Below are 24,335 nucleotides of genomic sequence, written 5' to 3' on the forward strand. Positions count from 1 at the left end.
AAGCGCATCCAAAATACTTAATTTATATGTAGATTCTTTTTGTTTTTTATTGGAATATGGAATTCGCATACCTTCATTTGTGTTTGCATAGCATTCACTCGATGTTCATTCCTTAATGAAAGCCCATTTTCATAACAAAAAACCTTCTGAATTAAACTTTAAACAAAACTTAATTCCTTAATTTTGTACAACATTTTATAAAAACACAATAAAAAAAATATACTATGAGTTCATTTGACGTAGTCATTATAGGTTCTGGCCCTGGAGGATATGTTGCAGCAATTCGCTGTGCGCAATTAGGTTTTAAAACAGCAATTATAGAAAAATATGCCGCTCTTGGCGGAACTTGCCTAAATGTAGGTTGTATTCCTTCTAAAGCATTACTTGCTTCTTCGCATCATTACAGTGACGTAGCGCATTTTGCTGAGCACGGAATTGAAGTTTCTGGAGAAATAAAAGTGAATCTAGAAAAAATGATTGCACGAAAACAAGCTGTAGTTGACCAAACTGTAGGTGGGGTGAAATTTTTGATGGATAAAAATAAAATTACTGTTTTTGAAGGTTTAGGTTCATTTGTTGATGCCACACACGTCGCGATTGCAAAAGCAGATGGAACTTCGGAAACTGTAGAAGCTAAAAACATAATTATCGCTACAGGTTCTAAACCATCGAACTTACCTTTTATTAAATTAGATAAAGAAAGAATAATCACTTCTACTGAAGCGTTGAAACTTCCCGAAGTTCCTAAACATTTGGTGATTATTGGTGGTGGAGTTATAGGAATTGAACTTGGACAAGTGTATTTGCGTTTAGGAGCGCAAGTATCTGTAGTAGAATATTTAGACAGAATCATTCCTGGAATGGATGCCTCTTTATCTAAAGAATTGACTAAAGTATTTAAAAAACAAGGCATGAAATTTTACGTTTCACACAAAGTGAAATCAGTAGAAAGAAATGGAAAAGGAGTTGTAGTGCAAGCCGAAAATAGTAAGGGAGAAACCATAACGCTGGAAGGCGATTATGCATTAGTTTCTGTTGGTCGCCGTCCTTATACTGATGGATTGAATGCTGACAAAGCAGGCGTGAAAATTTCAGATCGAGGAATGGTTGAGGTAAACGATCATTTGCAAACGAATGTTCCAAATATTTATGCAATTGGTGATGTCGTTCGTGGAGCGATGCTTGCTCACAAAGCAGAAGAGGAGGGAACCATGGTTGCGGAACTTTTAGCAGGTCAAAAACCACATATAAATTATAATTTAATTCCAGGAGTGGTGTACACTTGGCCAGAAGTAGCTGCTGTAGGACAAACAGAAGAGCAATTAAAAGCGTCTGGAATTGAATACAAAGCAGGAAGTTTTCCATTTAAAGCATTAGGTCGTGCGAGAGCAGGAGGAGATTTAGACGGATTTGTAAAAATTCTTGCTGATGCAAAAACGGATGAAGTTTTAGGTGTTCACATGATTGGAGCGCGTTGTGCTGATTTAATTGCCGAAGCAGTAACTGCCATGGAATTTAAAGCATCCGCCGAAGATATTTCTAGAATCTCTCATGCGCATCCTACTTTTGCGGAAGCGATTAAAGAAGCTGCACTTGCAGCTACAGATAATAGAGCCTTGCACGTGTAATTAAAATTCCAATATTTTAAATACGAAATTCCAAAAATTATAAATCCCAAATTCCACAATTTACGTTGGAATTTGGGATTTTTTTATTTTGGGATTGACTAAGTTTTATTTTCAAATAAATCACTTAAGTGTTGATAGGATCTGTTAATTTTAAAATCTGATTTTTTATTGTTTTTACGAACAATAAACTTTTTTTCTTCTAATTTATTAAAAATAGTTCTAATAGTTCTTTTAAAATTTTCAAACTTTTTTGAATCTTCGATTGATTTGTTTTCGGAGAAATAAATAAAGTTTCCGATGCTATTAGCGCCTAATATCTCATTTTGATTCCCAAATGTAGAATGTTGATAAATAGCATTTAAAACATTTTTATATTTATCTGGGAGTAGTTCAAAATCAGATTTAAAAATAGTGTTAAGTTTAGCTGAATAATCAGTTTCCGTTAAAACTCTATCAACAATATAAACTGGATAAATTTCCGTGCTATTATTATTTTTAATTAATAAACCTTTTTCTTCCAGATTTGAAATTATGTTTTTGTGATTATTATCGGAAGTTAAAAGTATTGTATAGCGATCTAAGCGATTTAAAGTTTCAGATTTATAAAAATAACTCAGTATTACGTTTTCCTCTTCACTTAATTCTTTTCCATATTTTTCAGATAAATATCCAGCATAACATTTTAACCAAATTTCCATTTTATCGTCATAAACTTTTCCTTTAGGAACAAAAAGTTTAATTTCATCTTCCGATAAAATATAATAAGGCATATCAATCAAATTTTCTAGACACGCATCTGTTAAAGAAGCTAAACCTTTTCCTTTTCCTTCCCATCTATTGAAACTTTTTAACAAGTCAGTAAGTTTAGGGTTTCTGGCATATTGTATTGGAATAATTCTTCTGATTTTTCCTTGATTTGTATCTACATGTAATCTTTGCTTTTCTTGAAAAGAACCTGGATTTTGAATCATCAAATTCTTATTAGGTCTGATCTCAATAATTATAAATCTATTACTTTTATAATCTCGATGAGCTAAGGCGTTATTAACAATTTCTCGAACTAAATCTTCTGGATATTCAGGTTGCGCCGTTCCTCCTTTTTCAGATGTTATGCCAACTTTAGTGTTTCTAAAAACAAAATTTACACTTTTTTGGATTAAATCAATAATATTTTCCCTGTATATTTGCTTATCTTCAGCTATTTTGTTTTTAACTTCAACGTAACAATCTACCTCGCATTTTCCTTGAATATAATCTTCAACATAATCTCCGCAAACAAGCATTCCTAACAAGGTTGGACTACCTTCTCGAACAAAGCCTTTTCTATTTAAAAAAGGAATAGCAGTAGTTAAATCAGCTTTTAAAGTCTCAACTTTTTTACCAATATTTAACTGTACTATATACTCATTTAGTTTTTCAATATTTATTAATTCAATAGAGGTATTTGGTACAATAGATAATTCTTGGGCATTTATTAATTCTATTTTTAGCTCCTCTTGTGCTTTAATTTCTTTCTCAGTTAATTTATGATCTCCAGTAAATTTTCTTTTGTAAGCAATTTTATTATGATAAACAAATTTCTCGTCTTCTGGTAACTTTTCAACATATATTATGGCTACTTTTCCATCTAAAAAATCTCTAATTTCATAATTTGGAAAATAATTTAATAGATGCTTTGAATTTCCAAGTTTATCAGTAAATTTTGCGCTTAATTCTTTTAATTTATTTTCATCGTGATAATTAAAACCAGTAAATTTATATTTCTTATCTCTAACATTTTCATTAATTCCAATGATTATATTTCCACCATTTGTGTTAAGAAAAGCGCACACAGTTGAATAAAGTTCTGTCCATTTACCGTTGTTTGATAAGTCCTTTAATTCTATTCTTTCTGTTTCAACTTCTTTATAAGAATTGTTTTTTAAACAATGCTCGATTATCTCTAAAGTTTTATCTATTAATGGCATATTGCAAAATATTATATTATATAGCCAAAGATATACATTTTAATAAAATTATAAATATTTAAAAAAGGTCAAAATGTAATACGTGTAGTTAAAATTCAAATATTTTAAATACCGATTTACAAAATAATAAATCCCAAATTCCACAATGTATTAGTTGGAATTTGGGATTTTTTTATTTTGAGATTGACTAGATTTTATTTCAAACTTCCCACCATATCTTCGGGTTTAACCCAAGCATCAAAATCTTCTGGTGTTACATAACCCAAACGCACCGCCTCTTCTTTTAATGTTGTTCCGTTTTTATGTGCCGTCTGAGCAATTTCAGCCGATTTGTAATATCCAATTTTAGTGTTCAAAGCAGTAACCAACATCAACGAGTTATCGACTAATTCTTTGATTCGTTTGTAGTTTGGTTCAATACCTTGAGCACAATGTTCGTCAAAAGAAAGACACGCATCACCTAATAAACGGGCAGATTGTAAAAAGTTTGCTGCCATCAGAGGTTTAAAAACATTCAATTCATAATGACCTTGCATTCCGCCCACAGAAATAGCGACATCATTCCCCATAACTTGTGCGCAAACCATAGTCAAGGCCTCGCACTGCGTTGGATTTACTTTTCCTGGCATGATAGAAGAACCTGGTTCGTTTTCTGGAATAAGGATTTCTCCAATTCCGGAGCGTGGTCCTGAAGCTAACATACGTACATCATTAGCAATTTTATTCAATGAAACGGCTAATTGTTTTAAAGCACCGTGTGTTTCTACAATTGCATCATGTGCAGCCAAAGCTTCAAACTTATTTTCGGCTGTTACAAAGGGATGTCCTGTAAACTCCGCTATGTATTCCGCTACTTTTACGTCATATCCTTCTGGAGTATTCAATCCAGTTCCTACTGCTGTACCTCCTAAAGCTACTTCTGATAAGTGAGCTAACGTATTTTTAACTGCTTTTAAACCATAGTTTAATTGTGCTACATATCCTGAAATTTCTTGCCCCAATGTAAGCGGAGTAGCATCCATTAAATGCGTACGGCCAATTTTTACCACTGTTTTAAAATCAGTAGCCTTGGCGTGCAAAGTGTCTCTTAATTTTTCAACAGCAGGAATTGTAATCTCCACCACTGCTTTGTATGCGGCAATATGCATTCCAGTTGGGAACGTATCATTTGAAGATTGTGATTTGTTCACATCATCGTTTGCTTTAATGAATTGTTCGCCTTCGCCAATGTTCAATCCTTTTAATACCTGAGCGCGATTTGCAACTACTTCATTTACGTTCATGTTACTCTGTGTTCCAGAACCTGTTTGCCAGATAACCAATGGAAATTCATTGTCTAGTTTACCAGCAAGGATTTCATCACAAACGGCAGCGATAGCATCTCGTTTTTCGATTGGTAAAACTCCTAAATCACAATTAGCGTAAGCAGCTGCTTTTTTTAGATAAGCGAAACCTTCTACGATTTCTTTTGGCATCGAAGCGGACGGGCCAATCTTAAAATTATTACGAGAACGTTCTGTTTGTGCGCCCCAATACTTGTCAGCAGGAACCTGCACTTCACCCATGGTGTCTTTTTCTATTCTGAATTTCATGTTGATGTTATTTATAAATATGTAGTTTATTCGATTTTTAGCCGCGATGGAAATGGAAATCCTTTTCTTTTTTTCTTTAAAAAAGAAAAGATTGGAGTGTACAGCGGGAACAGCTCCAAATTCTGAGTTCAAAAATACGGAAAATTCCTTTTTTATAAAAATTCATGGGTAGTTTTTATCCTTTTTTATTGGTATGAAAAGGAATTAAACTTACATTTGTGGCTACATTCAAAAATTCCGGAAAACATGTTTGAATTTTCACAGTATTTAGGCTTTTTACTTTTCTTAACCATTCTTACTATAGGATTTTGGTTGATGTTCTTTTTAGTTGGTTTCGTATCCTATTGGGTAGGTGGAGCAACTTGGGAAGCATACAAAGAGAAAAGAGATAAAAAGAAGCAAGAGCAACAAGCAGTATAATCTGTTTTGTTACAAAAAAAGGACCCGTTTTTACGAGTCCTTTTTTTATACATCTTAGTTTTTGAAATCGCATTTTTAATGGATACAAAAAAACAAGGACTCCTTTTCGGGAGTCCTTATTTTTTTATCCTTGATAGTCACCTTCACCTTCATTTTGATTTTGTCTAGGTCGTTCTCTTTCGTTTTTTGGTTTGTTAAAACGATACGTAAACGATAAACTAAACTGTCTTTCTCTCCATTGCATTTCACTATATGAATTTACGATACCTGGAAGATTGTTTTCCATGATTCTTTTTCTCGAATTGAATACATCACTAATATTGAATGCAAGTGTTCCTTTTTCCTTCATGACATCTTTACTAAAAGCCAAGTTTGCTGCAAAAATGCCTAAACTTCTTCCTTGAGCATTATTTTGTGGACCGTTATAACTAGCATTTGTTTGCCAATCGATTTTGTATGGCAACGTGATTTTAGAGGTTAGTCTTGTAGACCAAGAAGTAGCTGTATTGTCAAAATTTTGTGAGATTTCATTATTGTTAAAGTCGGTATAAGTGAAATCACCTTTTGTTTCGTTTCTAAAGAAATTGAAATTCCCATTTAATTTCCACCATTTGTAAGGAGAATAGTTTAAAGTAAATTCAAATCCTGTTCTGAATTCAGTAGCTAAATTGATAGGCGAGCTAATAAGTATAGGCGTACCATTGACAAAGTCACCAGATTCTCTTCGGGCAAATTGAAACGAATCATTTGTTTTGTTTAAATATAAGGAAGTGTTGAATGTTAATTTATCCCATCTTTTGATATAACCAAAATCAATAGCATCAGTAAATGCTGGATCTAAATCAGGATTTCCAACAAAAATATTGATATTACTGGATAAGTTACTGAAAGGATTTAAGAATCGGCCTCTAGGTCTTTGGATTCTGCGACTGTAACTTACTGAAGTGCTACTTTTATCTGAAATTTCATAAGTGAAGAAAGCACTAGGGAAGAAATTATTGTATTTTTTAGTATTGAAATCATTCGTAGCTAATTGGTTAATTTCAATATTTGAATCTTCAAAACGTAACCCAAAAAGGGCTGAGAATTTATTGATTTTCACACCATATTGAGTATAAAGAGCATTTACTTTTTCTTTATATTCTAATGTATTAGTAAAGTTGTTGTTAATTACTCCGTCATTATCCACTTGATAATCCGTTAGTAATTTTGAAAAATCACCGCGATATCCTGCTTCAAACTGACTTCCTTTTCCAAAAGGTAAAACATAATCCATTTGAAGTAAATTTCTACTTTGAGTTTGATCATTTCGAGTATTATCAAATGTAACCAAATTTGTTCTAGAGTCTTTATCTGTAATTATAGCATTATTGATATCATCATTAGTAGAAAAGGATCCGTCAATTGACAATTTGTGTCCGTCTTTTTTGAATTTTTTTATGAAGTTGGTAGCAAATTCTACATTTTCACTGTCGCTATTTTCATCATTTACTCGATTGCGTGTGTAATCAAAATTAAAACCTGAATCATAATAATCTTGAAAAACGTCATCTCTATTCTTTCCATTACTTTTACGGTAATTAATAGAATTTGTCCATGATGTTGATTTGTTCAAATACCATTCTACACCAAAATTCCCATTGTAGCCTTTATTGTTTCTTTCGTTTTCTCTGGTTTCGTAGATGTAATCTCGAGTTGTATTGTCAGCATTTAAATATCTAGAGTTTGTAAAAGCATTTCCAGGATTATTACGATCATTGTAAGCTTGAGTGGTAAAAATATTAAAATTGTCTGATTTATAATTTAAAGTACCGCTTAAACCGTAATTTTCAGGATACCCCGTTGAGGCAATAAAGGTTCCATTTAAACCTAAATTTTTACCTTTTTTTAAGATAATATTTAAAAGACCCCCACCACCTTCAGCATCATATCGAGCGGATGGGTTGGTAATTACTTCTACTTTTTCAATGGCATCAGCCGGTATTAAACGTAATGCTTCAGCTATGTTTATCGCATTTGATGGTTTTCCATCTATCAATACTCTAACATTTTCATTTCCACGCAGGCTTATGTTCCCCTCAACATCAACTGCAACCGAAGGAATATTATCCAAAACATCACTTACCGTTCCGCCTTTTACCATAAGGTCACTACCTACATTATATACTTTTTTATCTAATTTGATTTCAACGGTAGTTTTTTCAGAACGAATAATAACCTCGTTCAATTGATTTACATCTTCCTCTAAACTAATTAAGCCTAAACTTGTATTGGATTTTAGGTTTTTTTGTTTGATTTCTTTTACCTTGAAAGAGATGAACTCAATTTTTATGTCATAAACACCTGGTGTAACCTCGATATCAAATTCTCCTTTTGGATTTGTGATACCTCCTGCAACTGGTTTGGGATTGTTAGGAACCAAAAATGTAATGGTTGCATATTCTAAAGGTTGATTGCTTATTTTTTCTACCACTCTTCCCGAAATTTTGATTTTTGGGACTGTAGGTGCTTGTTGGGCAAAACTAAAAAAGGTGTTAAATGAGAGAACAAGAAGTAAAATAGATTTTATTTTTTTCATTACTATAAACATTGGTTAAACAACGTTAGACGTTAAAAGTTGGTTTTTGTTTAATGCCTACTGTCATAAAAAAATGTTAAATTTAAATAATTGAAATGTTATGAGATGAACGTACTAACTTTTACTAAATCTCGTCCTATAATTGCCTTACTTCCCTTGACTACAATAGGTATTTCAATTAGAATCGGATTCGATATCATAGCTAGAATAATTTGTTTGTCATCTAATTTTTGATCTTTATAATTTTCGATCCAAATTTTTTCTTTTTGCCTTACTAACGCAATTGGTTTTATATTTAGTTTTTCAATAATAGTAGCCAGCTCATCAAATGAAGGTGGATGGGTCAGATAGTGGATGACTTCAAACTCTAGGTTCGAATTTTGCATAAGTGCTAAACATTGTCTGGATTTTCCGCAGCGGGAATTATGGTATATTTGTAGCATGTAAACTTATATTTTGTTTGTTACGGTTTTTAAAACAAGGAACTTTATCCTGTAACAAAAATAAGGTTTGTTAAACTAATCAGGTATATAATTAAAGTAAAATTCATGTTTATAGAACAAGGTGTAAAGTCAGAAAATAGATTTTGGAAGTATATTTGGGGTTCGGTATTACTCGTTTTAGCTTCACTAATAGGTCAGATGCTATTTGTTGCGGCTTTGTTTTATGAAACATTCACCAATGGCACATCATACCCAACAAATAATGAGGCATTAATGAGGTTTTTTGAGCCTAATGTAACCTTATTTTTAATATTGATTTCATTTGTTTTTATTATGCTTGGTGTTGTTTTAGTAGTACGCTATTTACACAATCAAACCCTACTATCTGTAACTACTGCTAGAAGTAAAGTGGACTGGAATCGAATCTTTTTTTCTTTTTCACTTTGGTCCGCAATTACAATAGTCTCTACGTTGTCTTTTTATTTTTATGAACCCAACGACTTTGTAATCAATTTTAAACCAATTCCTTTTGTAATTCTTGTTATTATTGGAACGCTACTTATTCCAGTACAAACCAGTTCTGAAGAATATATTTTTAGAGGATATTTGATGCAGGGTTTTGCTAATTTGTCTAAAAACAAATGGTTTCCTCTTCTAATGACCTCCCTTATTTTTGGTGGGATGCATATCTTTAATCCTGAAGTGGATAAAATTGGCTACATTATTTTGGTTTATTATATCGGAACAGGCTTGTTTCTAGGGATTATTACGCTTATGGATGAGGGATTGGAGCTCGCCTTAGGGTTTCACGCTGCTAATAATTTGGTTGGCGCTTTACTCGTCACTTCGGATTGGTCTGCCTTCCAGACACATTCTATTTTCAAAGATGTTTCAGACCCTTCAGCAGGTTTTGATGTTATTCTTCCGGTAATTATTATTTACCCGATACTTTTATTTATCTTTAGTAAAAAATACAACTGGACCAACTGGAAAGAAAAATTAACAGAAAAAATTTAATATGTTTATTTTTTCAATATCTTAATAAATCACATAACCATGATCAATACTATAACCTATAATAATGTCCATAATTTATTTAAATTGAATGGATTTCATTTGAACCGCAATGATTTGTGCAGAGTAGCTTATAGCTTTATCAAAGAAGGGGAGGAGTTCGAAAAAGCAGTTGGTGATTTTATTCTTGATTGGTTTGATGCTAAGTCCTATCTGGAAATGAATACCTCTGGAACTACAGGAACTCCTAAACTAATCCGAATTGAAAAGCAGGCAATGGTCAATTCAGCGATAGCAACAGGAGATTTTTTCGGTTTAAAACCAGGAGATAAAGCATTGCACTGTTTACCTACTAAATACATCGCTGGAAAAATGATGTTTGTAAGAAGCTTTATTTTAGGTCTCGATATTGATTTTGTAGCACCAAGTGCACATCCTTTGCTAGATAATAATTGTAAATATGATTTTGTTGCTATGGTGCCTTTGCAAGCTCAAAATTCTTTATCGGAATTAGAAAACGTAAAAAAAGTAATCATTGGTGGTGCAAAAGTGAATAATGTACTTGAAAAAGCACTAGCAAAACTGAAAACAAAAGTGTATGAAACCTATGGTATGACTGAAACAATCACTCATATCGCTGCAAAGCAAATAGGAGCCGAAGCTTTTTCAGTTTTACCAAATGTAAAAATTGCCAAGGATGAGCGAAATTGTCTCGTAATTGATGCTCCTGAAATTTCAAAAGGGTCAATTGTAACCAATGATCTTGTGGCATTAGTTGGCGAGAACCAATTTATGTTTTTGGGAAGAATGGATAATATAATCAACAGCGGCGGAATCAAATTGATACCAGAGAAAATTGAAGCAAAATTATCTCATAAGATTCATGCTAGATTTTTTGTCACGGGAATTCAAGATACTGATTTAGGCGAGAAATTAGCTTTAATAATAGAGGGTGAAGAGCAAGTTCTAGAAGATACTATTTTTGAAGGCTTAGATAAATATGAAAAACCGAAAGAAATTTTTTATGTGGCAAAATTTAAAGAGACTGAAAACGGAAAAATTAAACGTAAAGAAATTGTAGAAGGTATTTAAAGAAACTACTTATTTCATTATCCTAATAAAAAAAGCATCTGTTTCACACAAGATGCTTTTTTTATTAGGACCGTTTTTAGCTTTAAAAGACTAGTTTAAAAAGCGGTAATTTAGTTTGAATCCAAGACTATTTTCAGCATGGCCAAGAGCTAAGAATTGAGTTAAATTCATGGATATACCTATTTTATTTATTTTAGGATTGATAACAAAATACCTTCCTACGTACAAACCGGAACACAGTCCGAATTGCTGATCACTAGCATATTCTGACACAAAACCTAGTCCAATCTTTGGATCTTCATCTGAAAGTGCATAACCAATACCCGTTTCTATACCCCAAAACCAATGCGAATTCATATTAAATTGAATGTTGGGTTTAAGGCAAAACAGACTGAAATTATTGTGACTGGCTCTTTCTGCGAGCGTACTTTCGGCGGTTAGTATTCGCGTGTTTTTTTTAATGAATCGATAATCATAGTCAAAACGAATGCCTAGTTCTACTTTTCGGGAAACTATTTTTCCAACTCTAGCGTTTATGCCAATTCCCAACCTGTGGGTTCTATACATTTCTATATGTACTGGTAAGGAAGCGTTGATTCCAGATTCAAAATAAACGGATTTCCTTTCATTTGTAGCATTGGATGACTCTCCATTAGTTTGGGCAACAATAAACTGACCAAGGAATAGTGCAGTAGCAAGTAGTAAAACCGAAATCTTTTTCATTTGTCTCTAATTTTAAATTATTAAAATGAATTAGGTTAAGATTTTTTGGGCTTAATATAATAAGAAAAGCTGTTCTGCAAGTACTATAGGTAAATTGCAGAACAGCCATAAATGTACAAAATAATCACATAAGTACTTGAAAATCAGTGTTAAACTTGAATAACGCCCAAATTAAATTTCTTTTCGATAGGAGCGTGGTTTGCCGCTTCAATACCCATTGAAATCCATGTGCGAGTATCTGTAGGATCGATTATGGCGTCCGTCCACAATCTGGAAGCGGCATAATAAGGGGAAACTTGTTCGTCATATCTGGCCTTGATTTTGTCAAAAAGTGCTTTTTCTTTGGCTTCATCTACTAATTCTCCTTTTGCTTTAAGTGAAGAAGCTTCAATTTGTGCCAATACTTTTGCCGCTTGAGTTCCACCCATAACCGCGAGTTCTGCACTTGGCCAAGCAAAAATTAATCTTGGGTCATACGCTTTGCCGCACATCGCATAATTTCCAGCACCATAAGAATTTCCAACAATTACAGTAAATTTTGGAACAACTGAATTACTAACAGCGTTGACCATCTTTGCGCCATCTTTTATAATTCCGCCATGTTCGGATTTAGATCCTACCATGAAACCGGTAACATCTTGAACAAAGACCAAAGGAATTTTCTTTTGGTTGCAATTGGCAATAAAACGTGTGGCTTTATCCGCTGAATCGGAATAAATTACACCACCAAACTGCATTTCTCCATTTTTGGTTTTTACCACTTTTCGTTGATTAGCCACAATTCCTACTGCCCAACCATCAATCCTGGCATAACCAGTGATGATTGTTTGTCCGTAGCCGTCTTTATAAGCTTCAAATTCAGAATTATCAACCAGACGATTGATTATTTCCATCATATCGTACTGTTCATTTCTGGCTTTTGGCAATACGCCGTAGATTTCTTTTTCGTCTAATGCGGGCTTTTCTGCTTTGATTCGGCTGTAACCAGCTTTGTCAAAATCTCCTATTTTGTCTACAATATTCTTTATTTTATCTAAGGCATCTTTATCATCTTTGGCTTTATAGTCCGTTACGCCCGAAATTTCACAGTGTGTAGTTGCGCCTCCTAATGTTTCATTGTCGATGCTTTCACCAATGGCAGCTTTTACTAAATAGCTTCCTGCTAGAAAAATACTTCCTGTTTTTTCTACAATCAAAGCTTCGTCACTCATGATGGGTAAATAGGCACCACCGGCAACGCAGCTTCCCATCACGGCAGCAATTTGGGTGATTCCCATGCTACTCATTTGAGCATTGTTTCTGAAGATGCGACCAAAATGTTCTTTATCTGGAAAAATTTCATCTTGCAAAGGCAAATAAACGCCTGCACTATCTACTAGATAGATAATTGGTAGTCGATTTTCCATTGCAATTTCTTGCGCACGTAGATTTTTTTTGGCGGTGATTGGAAACCATGCACCTGCTTTTACAGTAGCATCATTGGCCACCACAATACATTGTTTTCCTCTAATGTATCCTATTTTGACTACAACTCCGCCTGAAGGACATCCTCCGTGTTCAGCATACATTCCTTCTCCAACAAAGGCTCCGATTTCAATACATTTTGCTTTGGGATCTAATAAGTAATCGATGCGTTCTCGTGCGGTCATCTTGCCTTCGCTATGTAATTTTTGAATGCGTTTTTCACCTCCACCCAATTTCACCACACTTAGTTTTTGTCGCAAGGCCGAAAGTAAAAGTTTATTGTGGTCTTCGTTTTTGTTGAAGTTCAAATCCATGATGCAATAATGTTAAAATAGTTTGGGCTAAAATACAAAATCCAATGAAATAAATTTTACTATTTTGCGGTTTTAGAAATGAAATCGATTATTTGTGTACTATTAAAACAAAAAAACAGAAGTTACCTCCTGTTTTTTTATGAATTTAATAAAAAACGAACTATTTGCCCTTGGATTCATTTACAAGTCTTTTGAGAATCGCCCATTGTTTTAATGCATCACGAGCCTCTACCGCTGGATAACCTAACATTGTTTTTCCAGCAGGAATATCTCCTGTAACGCCAGAACCAGCACCTACAATGGCTCCATCGCCAATAGTAGTGTGGTCTTTTATGGAAGCGCTTCCACCTATAATTACACCGTTTCCTAGTGTTACTGAACCAGCAAGTCCGCTATTTCCAGCCATAATACAAAATTTACCTAATTTACTGTTATGGCCTATTTGGACTAAATTATCAATTTTGCAACCATCTCCTAAAATGGTAGAACTAAATTTTCCTCTATCAACGCAAGTATTGGCTCCAATTTCTACATTGTTGCCAATAATAACATTACCAATTTGTGGAATTTTTACCAAGCCTCGTTGCGGATCCGGTCGAAATCCAAAACCATCGGCACCGATAGTAGCATTAGGATGTATGATACAATCATTCCCAATATGACATCGTTCCCGAATGACAGTTCCGGACCAAATTACAGTGTTTTTTCCCACTGTAGAATCATCAAGAATGGTCACATTGGGATAAATCGTTGTATTATCGCCCAAAACCACATTAGGTCCTATGTAACAGCCCGCTCCAATTCTTGCTCCATTGCAAATAGTTGCAGTGAGATCTATCACTGCGGTTGGATGGATGTCAACAGTAAATAAAGGTGCAGGAGGTGCAAAAAGCGCTAAGACTTGCGACATTGCTAAATCAGCATTTTTAACTTTTATAAAAGCCCTATTTTCTCCTGGTTCGATTGCAATATCCTCATTGACAACTGCAACACAAGCTTTAGAAGTTGCCCAAAATTTTTCGTATTTTTTATTTCCTATAAATGAAATTTCAGTTGCGCTGGCCATTTCTAATTGTTCTGGAGCAGTAATATTTTCAGAGGTATTCCCGACAATAATTCCCTGTAGAATCTCATTTATTTCTTGTACTGTGAAGGATTTCATTAGATGTAAATTTGGTTTTGGTATTTAATAATTTTCAAATAAAAGAATTTAGGGTTAATATTCCTAATTCTAACCTTTTCTTTAAGAAAAGACACCGTTTTAGCAGAAGCAATTATCAGCGCAATTCTCTGATGAAAATTAAAAATCAAAGAGTATATTTGCAAATTATAAATTCTGTCATCCTTATGAAATTCTTTCAATTTAAAATAGCATTGTTTTTGGTGTTATGTTTTTCCACTAGTGCAAATGCACAAATTCAAGCGCTTTTCAATAGCAAGACACAATTGAGGGACTTGACGGAACGTTGGGAATTGGATACTACTTCAACGAGAGGAACTTTTTTAGTTACTCCTTATAAACCAATGTATGTACTTCCCGTTCGATGGACAAGTAATCCTAATGAAAAACCAATTTCTGGGAACTTAGATCCAGATTATGTAGCTCCTCCAGGCGTTAACTATAATAATATTGAATCTAAATTTCAATTGAGTTTTAAGACTAAAGTAATGCAGGGTATCTTTTGGGGACATGGTGACTTATGGGTTGCTTACACGCAAATATCGCACTGGCAAATTTACAATAATGCGCTTTCTAGACCCTTTAGAGAAGTTAATTATGAGCCAGAACTAATTTTGAACGTGCCTGTTAAATTTAATTTCTTGGGTTTTAAAACCCGAATGGTAGGAGTCGCTTTCAATCATCAGTCTAATGGTAAAAGCGAGCCCTTTTCAAGAAGTTGGAATAGAGTAATTTTTCACGCTGGACTAGAACGTAAGAACTGGACCATTTATGTCAGACCGTGGCTGCGAGTGCCAGGTGGGAAAGATGATAATCCAGATATTGCCGAGTTTGTAGGACGAGGTGATGTGAATGTAATGTATACTAAAAACGGAAATATACTTTCTTTCGTTGGTAGTCACAATCTTAATTTTAATTCCAAAGCTAGGGGTAATTCGACATTTTCTTGGTCTTATCCTATTAAAAATAATTTAAAAGGGTATTTATTAATCTCTCACGGATACGGGGAAACATTGATTGATTATAATCATTTGCAAACTACCGTCGGTCTTGGTGTTTCATTAATTGAATGGCTTTAGATCTTTAACTGCAGCTACAATTTATGTATAGATTATCCTATAATTAAAAAAGGCTTCACTATTTTGATAAAAGATAGTGGAGCCTTTTTAAATAATTTAGGTCTTATTAAAGCGTAATGATTGTATTTTGAGTTATTCCAGCTGATTACTCTTCTTTTTGTCCCATCATCATTAGATAGGCTTTCAAGAATTCATCAATTTCACCATTCATGACACCATCAACATTACTGGTTTCATGACCAGTTCTAACGTCTTTGACTAATTTGTAAGGTTGCATCACATAATTTCTGATTTGTGATCCCCATTCTATTTTCATTTTTCCCGCTTCGATATCCGCTCGTTGAGCCTGTTTCTTTTTTAGCTCAATTTCGTATAATTGCGACCGTAACATTTGCATAGCACGCTGTCTGTTATCTTGTTGCGAGCGCGTTTCGGAACATTGTATTTGGATTCCAGTTGGTTTATGAAACAATTGTACTTTGGTTTCCACCTTATTTACATTTTGTCCTCCTGCGCCACTAGATCGCGAAGTTGTAATTTCGATATCAGCAGGGTTTATCTCAATTTCGATACTATCATCCACAAGCGGATACACATAAACAGAAGCAAACGACGTATGACGCTTGGCATTACTGTCAAAAGGGGAGATTCGAACTAATCGATGCACTCCGTTTTCTCCTTTTAAATAGCCAAAAGAATAATCGCCTTCAAATTCGAGTGTTACGGTTTTTATTCCCGCAGCTTCTCCTTTCTGGAAATTCAGTTCTTTTATTTTATAACCGTACTTTTCGCCCCACATCATGTACATGCGCATGAGCATTTCGGCCCAATCACAACTTTCAGTTCCACCGGCACCTGCGGTTATTTGAACCACTGCACTCAAAGTATCACCTTCGTCAGAAAGCATGTTCTTGAATTCGATGGCTTCAATATGCGCCTGTGTAGCGCTGTAATGTTCGTCTAATTCCTCACTTGTAAGTTCTCCTTCTTTGTAAAAATCATAGGCGAGTTGCAATTCGTCCGTCATTTCGATGGCTTTATTGTAATCTTCAATCCACTTTTTTTTATTTCGAAGATTCTTTACAATGATTTCGGCATCTTTTGCGTTATTCCAAAAGTCGGGTGCAAAAGTCTTCTCTTCTTCGTTTGAAATTTCTATTAATTTGGCATCAACGTCAAAGATACCTCCTCAACGCACCAAGGCGCTCTACAATACCTTTAATCTGTTCGGTAGTTGTCATAAAATTGTATTAATTTAATAGGTCTATTTTCAATATTCATCAAAAATCCCTTTGTGTACTACAATTAGTTTAGTTTTAACGGAACTAGTTGGAATTAACAAACGGTATTGTGTAAATTTGTGGCACAAAAATAGAAAAATTTTACGCAGGGACAAGTCGTGGCTTCTCCTTATCAAAAATAAAAAAATAATATGGAAATAAATTTAGTTAGCGATACAATTACAAAGCCTTCGCGCGAAATGCTGGTATACATGTTAAACGCTGTAGTAGGTGATGATGTTTACAAACAAGATCCCACCGTGATTGAACTTGAAGCCAAAGTTGCTGAAATGTTTGGTATGGAAGCGGGGCTTTTTTTCCCGTCAGGAACTATGGCGAATCAAACGGCAATAAAATTACATACACAGCCGGGTGAGCAATTAATAGCGGATAAATATGCACATGTATACCATTATGAAGGCGGTGGTGCTTCATTTAACAGCGGGGTTTCCTGTTGTTTATTGGATGGGAATCGCGGAATGATTACTGCGGAGCAAGTAGCAGGAGCGATTAATGATCCGGAATTTTACCACAGTCCATTAACGAGTTTGGTTTGCGTAGAAAATACCACTAATAAAGGTGGAGGTGCTTGTTATGAACTGGAAGATTTGCAAAAAATAAAGATGGTTTGTGATGCCAATAATTTGAAATTTCACATGGATGGTGCCCGAATTTGGAATGCTTTGGTTGCTAAAAATCAAGATCCGAAAGCGTTTGGAAAACTCTTTGATACCATTTCAGTTTGTTTGTCTAAGGGTTTGGGAGCTCCTATTGGCTCTGTGCTATTGGCTGATAAAGCTACGATTCATAGAGCTTTGCGAATTCGTAAAATATTAGGAGGCGGAATGCGTCAAGTAGGCTATTTGGCGGCAGCCGGAATTTATGCTTTGGATAATAATATAGAACGCCTTGCTGAAGATCACCGTAGAGCTAAAGAAATTGCCGAAGTATTAAAAAAGTTGAGTTGGGTAGCCTCAGTAGAACCGGTTGAAACTAATATTTTGATTTTTTCACTGGTTCCAAATTGTATCGAGAAGAACTTAATCGAATTGTTGAAACAAAAAAATATTTTAATCAGTTCAATGGGCCACGGAAAACTGCGAATTGTCACACATCTAGATTACAAAGAAGTAATGCACACGTATGTATTAGAAACGTTGCAAAAGTTAGTGTAATTCTTTTTGGGGAATTTGTTTAACGTTTAAGGTTTAAAGTTTTTATCACGATCAAAAAACGTTAAACCTTAAACGTTAAACTTTTTTATTTAAACAAATCTTCCATTCCAGGAATCATTGGCATATCCATTTTAGTAACGGCATCCAGTTCACTTTGATTTACATTTGTCGCTTTTTCAATCGCTTTATTCAATACTAAAATCAAATAATCTTCCAGTTGATCTTTGTCTTCTAACAAAGTGTCGTCAATGGTAATTGATTTGATAGTTCTGTTAGCTGTCAACGTAACTTTTAATAAACTATCGGTACTTTGCTCGTCAATTAGAACAGTATCTAAACGTTTTTTTGTATCTTCTATCTTTTGTTGGGTCTCTTTAAGTTTGCCCATCATTCCCATTAAATCCATGTTTTAATTTTTTTAAATTAATTTGATTTACAAAATTACTATATTGCATAGTCATAATCAATAAAATATTCATGAAAAATAAACTCATCCTCAGTTGTCTTTGTGTTATTTTTGCAGCATCAAATACTAAAATTAAAGCACAAATAATGTCAAAAAGCAATACAACTCCAATAGCTAAAATAATTCCCAAAACATTAGAAAAACATGGTGAAAAAAGGCTAGATAATTACTTTTGGTTAAACGATAGAGAGGACCCGGAAGTCATTGATTATTTGAATCAAGAGAACACGTATTATGACGCCATGACTTCGGATACTAAAGGTTTTCAGAAAGAATTATACGAAGAAATGAAAGCCCGCATCAAGGAAGACGATCAATCGGTTCCTTATTTGTACAATGGATATTATTACATCACGCGTTTTGAAACTGGAAAAGACTACCCTATTTATTCCCGAAAAAAAGGGAATCTTGCTGCTACAGAGGAAATTTTGTTCAATTGTAATGAGCTGGCTGAAGGGCATTCGTATTTTCAATTGGGAGGTTTAAGCATAAGTCCAGACAATAAATTTGTAAGTTTTGGCACGGACATAATGGGAAGACGGATTTATACCATACAAATAAAAAATCTCGAAACAGGTGAACTACTTACTGAAAAGATTGAAAATGCTACCGGAAGTTCTGTATGGGCCAATGACAATAAAACTATTTTTTACACTAGGCAAGATGAAGTTACCTTGCGATCCGATAAAGTTTTCAAACATAAACTAGCAACCGACTCCGCTGCCGATATATTGGTTTTTAATGAAAAAGATGATACGTTCAACGTTTCTGTTGGAAAAGAAAAATCAAAAAAATACATTGTAATTGCATCAGGAAGTACCTTAACGACGGAGTATAGAACATTAAATTCAGATCTGCCAGATGGAGAGTTTAAAGTTTTTCAGCCTAGAGTACGTGGATTAGAATATAGTATATCTCATTTTGGAGATTCTTTTTACATCATTACAAATAAGGACAAAGCGACTAATTTTAAGTTGATGAAAACTCCTGAAAATGCTACTGCAAAAGAAAATTGGAAAGATGTTATCTCACATCGTAAAGATGTTTTGCTAGAAGATATTGAAATTTTTAGAAATTATTTGGTGGTTGAAGAACGTTCTAATGGTTTGAATCATATTCGCATCATGCCTTGGAATGGTGAAGGGGAGTACTACTTGCCTTTTGGCAGCGAAACGTACAGCGCAAATACGACAACCAATGTAGATTTTGATACTGATATTTTGCGTTACAGTTATCAATCTTTGGCGACACCTTCTTCGGTTATTGATTTTAACATGAAAACTAAGGAGAAAGAAATCAAGAAAGAACAACAGGTTCTTGGCGGTACATTTGATAAAAATAATTACGTAGAAGAACGGGTTTGGGTTACTGCAACGGATGGAACCAAAGTGCCTGTTTCTATGGTTTACAGAAAAGGATTAAAAAAAGACGGCAATAATCCAACATTACTCTATGCTTATGGCTCCTATGGTGTGACAATGGATCCTTACTTTTCATCTACCAGATTGTCCATATTAGACCGCGGTTTTGTATTTGCAATAGCGCACATTCGTGGTGGTGAGGATTTAGGAAGAGAGTGGTATGAAGATGGTAAATTATTGAAAAAGAAAAATACATTTACTGATTTTGTCGACTGTTCTAAGTTTTTAATCAAGGAGAAATATACTTCACCTAAACACTTATATGCCGAAGGCGGTTCAGCTGGAGGTTTATTGATGGGAGCAGTAGTGAATATGGCGCCTGAATTATACAATGGAGTAATTGCTCAGGTTCCTTTTGTAGATGTAATCACGACGATGCTTGATGATACGATTCCGCTTACAACTGGAGAATATGACGAGTGGGGAAATCCAAACGAGAAAAAATCGTATGATTATATGTTATCCTATTCGCCTTATGATAATGTAAAAGCTCAAAACTACCCTAATATGTTTGTTTCAACCGGACTTCACGATTCTCAGGTGCAGTATTGGGAGCCTGCAAAGTGGGTTGCAAAGCTACGAACTCAAAAAACAAATGATACCGTTTTATACTTGAATACGAACATGGATGCTGGCCATGGTGGTGCTTCTGGACGATTTGAAGCGCTCAAAGAATTAGCAAAAGAATTTAGCTTTTTGTTAGATTTAGAGGGAATTAAAAACTAATTAGATTTTTTTTGTTAAATTTGCAACATTCGTGTTTAATGAAAAATTGTCACGATTAACTATTTTTTTATGAAAAAAGAAATAACTGCTTATAATAATGTCTTAGAACTGATAGGAAACACGCCACTTATTAAGCTAAATAAAGTTACCGAAAAATTAGTAGGAAATTTTTACGCTAAAGTAGAGGCTTTTAATCCAGGACATTCCTCAAAGGATAGAATAGCATTATACATCATTGAAGAAGCTGAAAAGAAAGGTATTTTATCTCCGGGCGATACGATAATTGAAACGACCTCAGGAAATACGGGTTTTAGTTTAGCAATGGTCAGTATCATAAAAGGCTACAACTGCATTCTTGCTGTTAGTTCTAAATCATCTAAAGATAAAATAGACATGCTTCGCAGCTTAGGTGCTAAAGTATATGTTTGTCCGGCACATGTTTCTGCTGATGATGAACGTTCGTATTATAACGTAGCCAAACGTCTGCACGAAGAAACGAAAGGCTCGGTTTATATCAATCAGTATTTCAATGAGTTAAATGTTGATGCGCATTATAAGTCTACCGGACCGGAAATTTGGAAACAAACTAATGGTGCGATTACACACTTGATTGCTTGTAGTGGTACAGGCGGAACTATTTCAGGTACGGCAAAATACCTAAAAGAACAAAATCCAAATATTAGAATTCTTGGCGTGGATGCTTTTGGTTCTGTATTGAAAAAATACCATGAAACCAGAGAATTCGATAATGATGAAATTTATCCATACAGAATAGAAGGTCTGGGGAAAAATTTAATTCCATCCGCAACGGATTTTGATATTATTGATAAGTTCATGAAAGTAACGGATGAGGAAAGCGCTCATGCAGCCCGGGAAATCACCAGAAAAGAAGGTTTATTTGTTGGATATACTTCAGGAGCAGTGATGCAAGCGATAAGACAATATGCAGAAGAAGGTGAATTTGACGAAAACAGTAATGTAATCGCAATTTTCCCGGATCACGGTTCTCGGTATATGAGTAAAGTATTTAGCGATGATTGGATGAATGAACAAGGTTTCTTTGACAGCATCAACGAAGAAGAAGTTCAAAAAATTGAAATGATAAAATAAGTTGAAAATTATAAATGAAAAAGTCCCATTTTTTGCAAATGGGACTTTTTTTTGAACTTTAAGTAAGAACTCTTTTTTATTTAATCTAAAAGTTCAGGATTATTCAGTATCAATTCAATTTTTTTAATAGTAATTGTGATCTGACTCATTTGTGATTCTATATTTCTAAAAAAGAGACTAATATCTCTATTGACCCAGCTTTCAGAAATTACTCTGGCGCCCAAACTAATTCTTAAAATAGCACTTTCAATTTCAGTAGTATATTTTACATTAACTGCTTGACCAATATGACATTTTTGAGCCGCAAGACGAATGATTTCTAAAGAAGAACCTTCAAACTGATCCGATAAATCAGAATTTAATAAAGTATATAATTTTTTTACTTTATCAACAGATAAGACTTCATTGTCTTTAAAAATAAAGAAAGGAAAAATAGTACGGATATTTCTTATTCCAAATTCTTTACTGCTGTAACTCTTGGTTTTTGTTTCATCACCATAAATAGGCTGCACAAAAGTAGCCTCTTTTATGGAGTCATCCACAAAATTGCAAAACATCTCAATACCCATATTTCGATATAGAATAGGTGTTTTGTAGTATCTGTCCATTTCAACTACAGCAGCATTCCACCTCATGTAAGAACCGTAGTTATAGCCGTCAGATAGCGCATTGGAACAAAACCAGGAAGTCGGCCAATCAGAACGATTATAATATTGGGTTAAGCCTTTGGGTAATGTATTTTTTGCAGAATGAATTAATTTATTGACACTTTTAGGTAAAATTAATGCACCACAGTAAGGTGGACCAGTGAAGAATTTACTTCCCGTAATGGTGACAATATATCCTTTATTTAAATAATTTTGTATGTCTTTTGGATCTAATCTTAGCTGTGAACCATCGACAATTATTTGAATTGATAAATTTTCAAGAGAGTTTAGTTTTTTAATAAATTCGTCGCTTGGAGATTGGTACCCTAATTTTGATTGGTCCATAGTATGTAATACGATGTGCCTGCCTTGATTTTTGGTACTAATAACGGCATCTAATACCTCCTGATCTAATTGAGCAGAAGTTTTTAATGCACCATTTTGATCTCTAAAAGGAATTTGTATTAAATCAACATCTCTAAAACCTTCAATTTTAGTGTCTTTTTTAATTGGATAATTTAAAGCAGTAGTATTTTCAAAATGACATCCCTTTAAGGCCGCTGCTACACCGCTGCCAGTTTCATCAGAGGCAACCAGGATATGTGTGATCTCTTTATCGGAAATAATTTGCGTGATGGCTGCTATTTGAAGTGAAGAATCAGTGCCTGATGGAGAAAAAATTATTTCACATTCCTCATTTAATTTAAAGATATGTCGCAGGTTATTTTTTAGCAATTCTGAAAATTCGATCGTAGTATCTTGAAAACCTTTTTTCAAGCTATTTCTAATCAATATACTTCTCACTTTATCTGTTTTATCAAAAGCAAAATTAGAAACGCTCGAAGCCGTAGAAGAAGCAAAAGTAAAAGCATCAGGTCTTGGAAATGGGCGACATCCGTATTTGTTAAGTAAATGAATCTCGTCGATATTCAATCTAAGATCTCCACCAGACATCAACATGTATTCTGTGGGTTTTGCTAGATTTTCGATAATTGGTTTCCAAGATTCTTTGAGTGCAGTGTTAGCATTTTTTAAACCATGAAAAGATTGAATTTCTTCGTTTATTAAGGAGGATTCAGTATTTAGATCGATATCATTTTTAATTAAATTAATGAGAAGATAATCAAGATTTTCTAATTTTTCTTTATCATCTTTCGGTAGTAAATTATAAAATATTCTGATTACTTCAAGAGCTGCAATATCACATAAAACAACATCTTTTTTCTCGGCGTTCAATGCTTTATACCAGAGCTGCCATTCGATTCCATATCTTAAATAGACTAAAGCTAAAATGGGTTTGTCCAAAAAGGAGGAACCAATTATAATTGATTTGTTGGGTACAATTTTGAAAATAGTTGGCTCACTATTAGACGTAATAATATTGATGTTATTTATCTTTGGAACGGTGTTAAATCTTTTTAAAATGCGAACTAAATAGTTTACATTTTCTTTTTCAAATAAGCTGCTTCTTTTATATTGATTTTCAATTAGAATATTGTTTGTCATATTTTGTTTTAATTTTAAGCGTTCCTTAGAACGATATTCTGTATTTGGAAATTTAGCTTGCTAAATAAAGTCATTCAATCAGGGACTGTCTTTTGTAAAACATCCTTACAAAAAATGATTCTGCTCCCAATAGTTTTATGTTTCGCTTTTATTAGGGCGTTACATTTCGCAAAAGTCAGCAAATATAAGAAACTTGGTAGCAGTAAAAAGCAGTAACAAATACTCATTTGCTAAATTTTCTGTTTTTAATTAAAGTCTTTTATTTAAAAGGTAATGGCACCATAATTTTAAAGTAAATACTTATTAAAAATAATATGACGCATTACTAATTAGTATTAAAAAATTTCATAAAAGCAAAAAGAAAAAGGGCGATCAAATAATTCCTAGCAATTATCTGATTTGTGTTCAAATTATGTTTTCGGCCGCTTTAAAATCAGCTCACAGAATACTTTAAAAAACGATTTACAGAGGCTATCTTCTTAGTACGTAAACGATGAAAAAAAAACTCCA

18 protein-coding genes are annotated in these 24,335 nt (G+C 33.9%); 8 read left to right on the top strand and 10 right to left on the bottom strand.

The window, feature by feature from the left end; translation table 11 throughout:
- Window positions 1-224 precede the first annotated feature (224 nt).
- A complete protein-coding gene (gene lpdA / locus BUC11_RS10780; RefSeq protein WP_073018126.1) occupies window positions 225-1,628 on the top strand; it encodes a dihydrolipoyl dehydrogenase in 1,404 nt (467 codons plus the stop codon).
- Window positions 1,629-1,726: 98 nt separating this feature from the next.
- Here lpdA and BUC11_RS10785 read toward each other — a convergent pair whose 3' ends face one another.
- Together BUC11_RS10785 and fumC are read right to left on the bottom strand one after the other, a co-directional pair.
- Window positions 1,727-3,595 carry an RNA-binding domain-containing protein gene (locus tag BUC11_RS10785; protein WP_073353985.1) on the bottom strand — a complete coding sequence of 623 codons (1,869 nt, stop codon included), beginning with the start codon at window positions 3,593-3,595 and terminating at the stop codon, window positions 1,727-1,729.
- 194 nt (window positions 3,596-3,789) lie between these two features.
- Window positions 3,790-5,187: a class II fumarate hydratase gene (gene fumC / locus BUC11_RS10790; protein ID WP_073353987.1), complete on the bottom strand. Its 1,398-nt coding sequence runs from the start codon at window positions 5,185-5,187 to the stop codon at window positions 3,790-3,792.
- 246 nt (window positions 5,188-5,433) lie between these two features.
- Here fumC and BUC11_RS16770 point away from each other — a divergent pair, with 246 nt between their 5' ends.
- Complete coding sequence (locus BUC11_RS16770; RefSeq protein WP_091256901.1) at window positions 5,434-5,607, top strand: hypothetical protein; 174 nt, start codon at window positions 5,434-5,436, stop codon at window positions 5,605-5,607.
- A gap of 124 nt (window positions 5,608-5,731) precedes the next feature.
- On the opposite strand, the gene BUC11_RS10795 is transcribed toward BUC11_RS16770, so the two are convergent.
- Window positions 5,732-8,185, bottom strand: a complete 2,454-nt coding sequence (locus BUC11_RS10795) for a TonB-dependent receptor (RefSeq protein WP_073353988.1) — start codon at window positions 8,183-8,185, stop codon at window positions 5,732-5,734.
- 98 nt (window positions 8,186-8,283) lie between these two features.
- Window positions 8,284-8,628, bottom strand: coding sequence for an ArsC/Spx/MgsR family protein (locus BUC11_RS10800; protein WP_073353990.1), 345 nt, complete (start codon window positions 8,626-8,628; stop codon window positions 8,284-8,286).
- Between the two features lie 105 nt (window positions 8,629-8,733).
- Between BUC11_RS10800 and BUC11_RS10805 the strand changes: the two genes are divergently transcribed.
- Together BUC11_RS10805 and BUC11_RS10810 are read left to right on the top strand one after the other, a co-directional pair.
- Complete coding sequence (locus BUC11_RS10805) at window positions 8,734-9,645, top strand: CPBP family intramembrane glutamic endopeptidase (RefSeq protein ID WP_073353991.1); 912 nt, start codon at window positions 8,734-8,736, stop codon at window positions 9,643-9,645.
- Between the two features lie 39 nt (window positions 9,646-9,684).
- A complete protein-coding gene (locus BUC11_RS10810) occupies window positions 9,685-10,734 on the top strand; it encodes an AMP-binding protein (protein ID WP_073353993.1) in 1,050 nt (349 codons plus the stop codon).
- Window positions 10,735-10,824: 90 nt separating this feature from the next.
- Here BUC11_RS10810 and BUC11_RS10815 read toward each other — a convergent pair whose 3' ends face one another.
- From BUC11_RS10815 to lpxD, 3 genes are all read right to left on the bottom strand, one after another.
- Entirely contained in the window at window positions 10,825-11,457 is a 633-nt protein-coding gene (locus BUC11_RS10815) for a hypothetical protein (protein ID WP_073353994.1), read from the bottom strand.
- Window positions 11,458-11,606: 149 nt separating this feature from the next.
- Window positions 11,607-13,235 carry an acyl-CoA carboxylase subunit beta gene (locus tag BUC11_RS10820; RefSeq protein ID WP_073353996.1) on the bottom strand — a complete coding sequence of 543 codons (1,629 nt, stop codon included), beginning with the start codon at window positions 13,233-13,235 and terminating at the stop codon, window positions 11,607-11,609.
- A gap of 160 nt (window positions 13,236-13,395) precedes the next feature.
- On the bottom strand, window positions 13,396-14,397 hold the full coding sequence (lpxD, locus tag BUC11_RS10825) for a UDP-3-O-(3-hydroxymyristoyl)glucosamine N-acyltransferase (RefSeq protein WP_073353997.1): 1,002 nt from the start codon (window positions 14,395-14,397) through the stop codon (window positions 13,396-13,398).
- Window positions 14,398-14,582: 185 nt separating this feature from the next.
- Here lpxD and BUC11_RS10835 point away from each other — a divergent pair, with 185 nt between their 5' ends.
- A complete protein-coding gene (locus tag BUC11_RS10835) occupies window positions 14,583-15,494 on the top strand; it encodes a phospholipase A (RefSeq protein ID WP_073354000.1) in 912 nt (303 codons plus the stop codon).
- Between the two features lie 145 nt (window positions 15,495-15,639).
- On the opposite strand, the gene prfB is transcribed toward BUC11_RS10835, so the two are convergent.
- A protein-coding gene (gene prfB, locus BUC11_RS10840; protein WP_139259466.1) for a peptide chain release factor 2 occupies window positions 15,640-16,735 on the bottom strand; the annotation gives its coding sequence in 2 pieces (ribosomal slippage) (window positions 15,640-16,671 and window positions 16,673-16,735; 1,095 coding nt in all).
- Between the two features lie 191 nt (window positions 16,736-16,926).
- Between prfB and BUC11_RS10845 the strand changes: the two genes are divergently transcribed.
- Window positions 16,927-17,949 (top strand): threonine aldolase family protein, encoded by a 1,023-nt coding sequence (locus BUC11_RS10845; protein ID WP_073354002.1) that lies wholly within the window; start codon window positions 16,927-16,929, stop codon window positions 17,947-17,949.
- A gap of 85 nt (window positions 17,950-18,034) precedes the next feature.
- Here BUC11_RS10845 and BUC11_RS10850 read toward each other — a convergent pair whose 3' ends face one another.
- The gene (locus BUC11_RS10850; RefSeq protein WP_073354003.1) at window positions 18,035-18,355 is read right to left on the bottom strand and encodes a YbaB/EbfC family nucleoid-associated protein; all 321 of its coding nucleotides are present in this window, start codon (window positions 18,353-18,355) and stop codon (window positions 18,035-18,037) included.
- Window positions 18,356-18,426: 71 nt separating this feature from the next.
- On the opposite strand from BUC11_RS10850, the gene BUC11_RS10855 reads away from it, so the two are divergent.
- Both BUC11_RS10855 and BUC11_RS10860 read left to right on the top strand, forming a co-directional pair.
- Complete coding sequence (locus tag BUC11_RS10855; protein WP_073354005.1) at window positions 18,427-20,562, top strand: S9 family peptidase; 2,136 nt, start codon at window positions 18,427-18,429, stop codon at window positions 20,560-20,562.
- A gap of 69 nt (window positions 20,563-20,631) precedes the next feature.
- Window positions 20,632-21,672 (top strand): cysteate synthase, encoded by a 1,041-nt coding sequence (locus BUC11_RS10860; RefSeq protein WP_073354007.1) that lies wholly within the window; start codon window positions 20,632-20,634, stop codon window positions 21,670-21,672.
- 80 nt (window positions 21,673-21,752) lie between these two features.
- Here the strand turns inward: BUC11_RS10860 and BUC11_RS10865 are convergent, their stop codons facing one another.
- Complete coding sequence (locus tag BUC11_RS10865; protein ID WP_073354008.1) at window positions 21,753-23,825, bottom strand: hypothetical protein; 2,073 nt, start codon at window positions 23,823-23,825, stop codon at window positions 21,753-21,755.
- Window positions 23,826-24,335 lie beyond the last annotated feature (510 nt).

This window comes from Flavobacterium xanthum (genome assembly GCF_900142695.1).
In the GTDB taxonomy this organism is placed as follows: domain Bacteria; phylum Bacteroidota; class Bacteroidia; order Flavobacteriales; family Flavobacteriaceae; genus Flavobacterium; species Flavobacterium xanthum.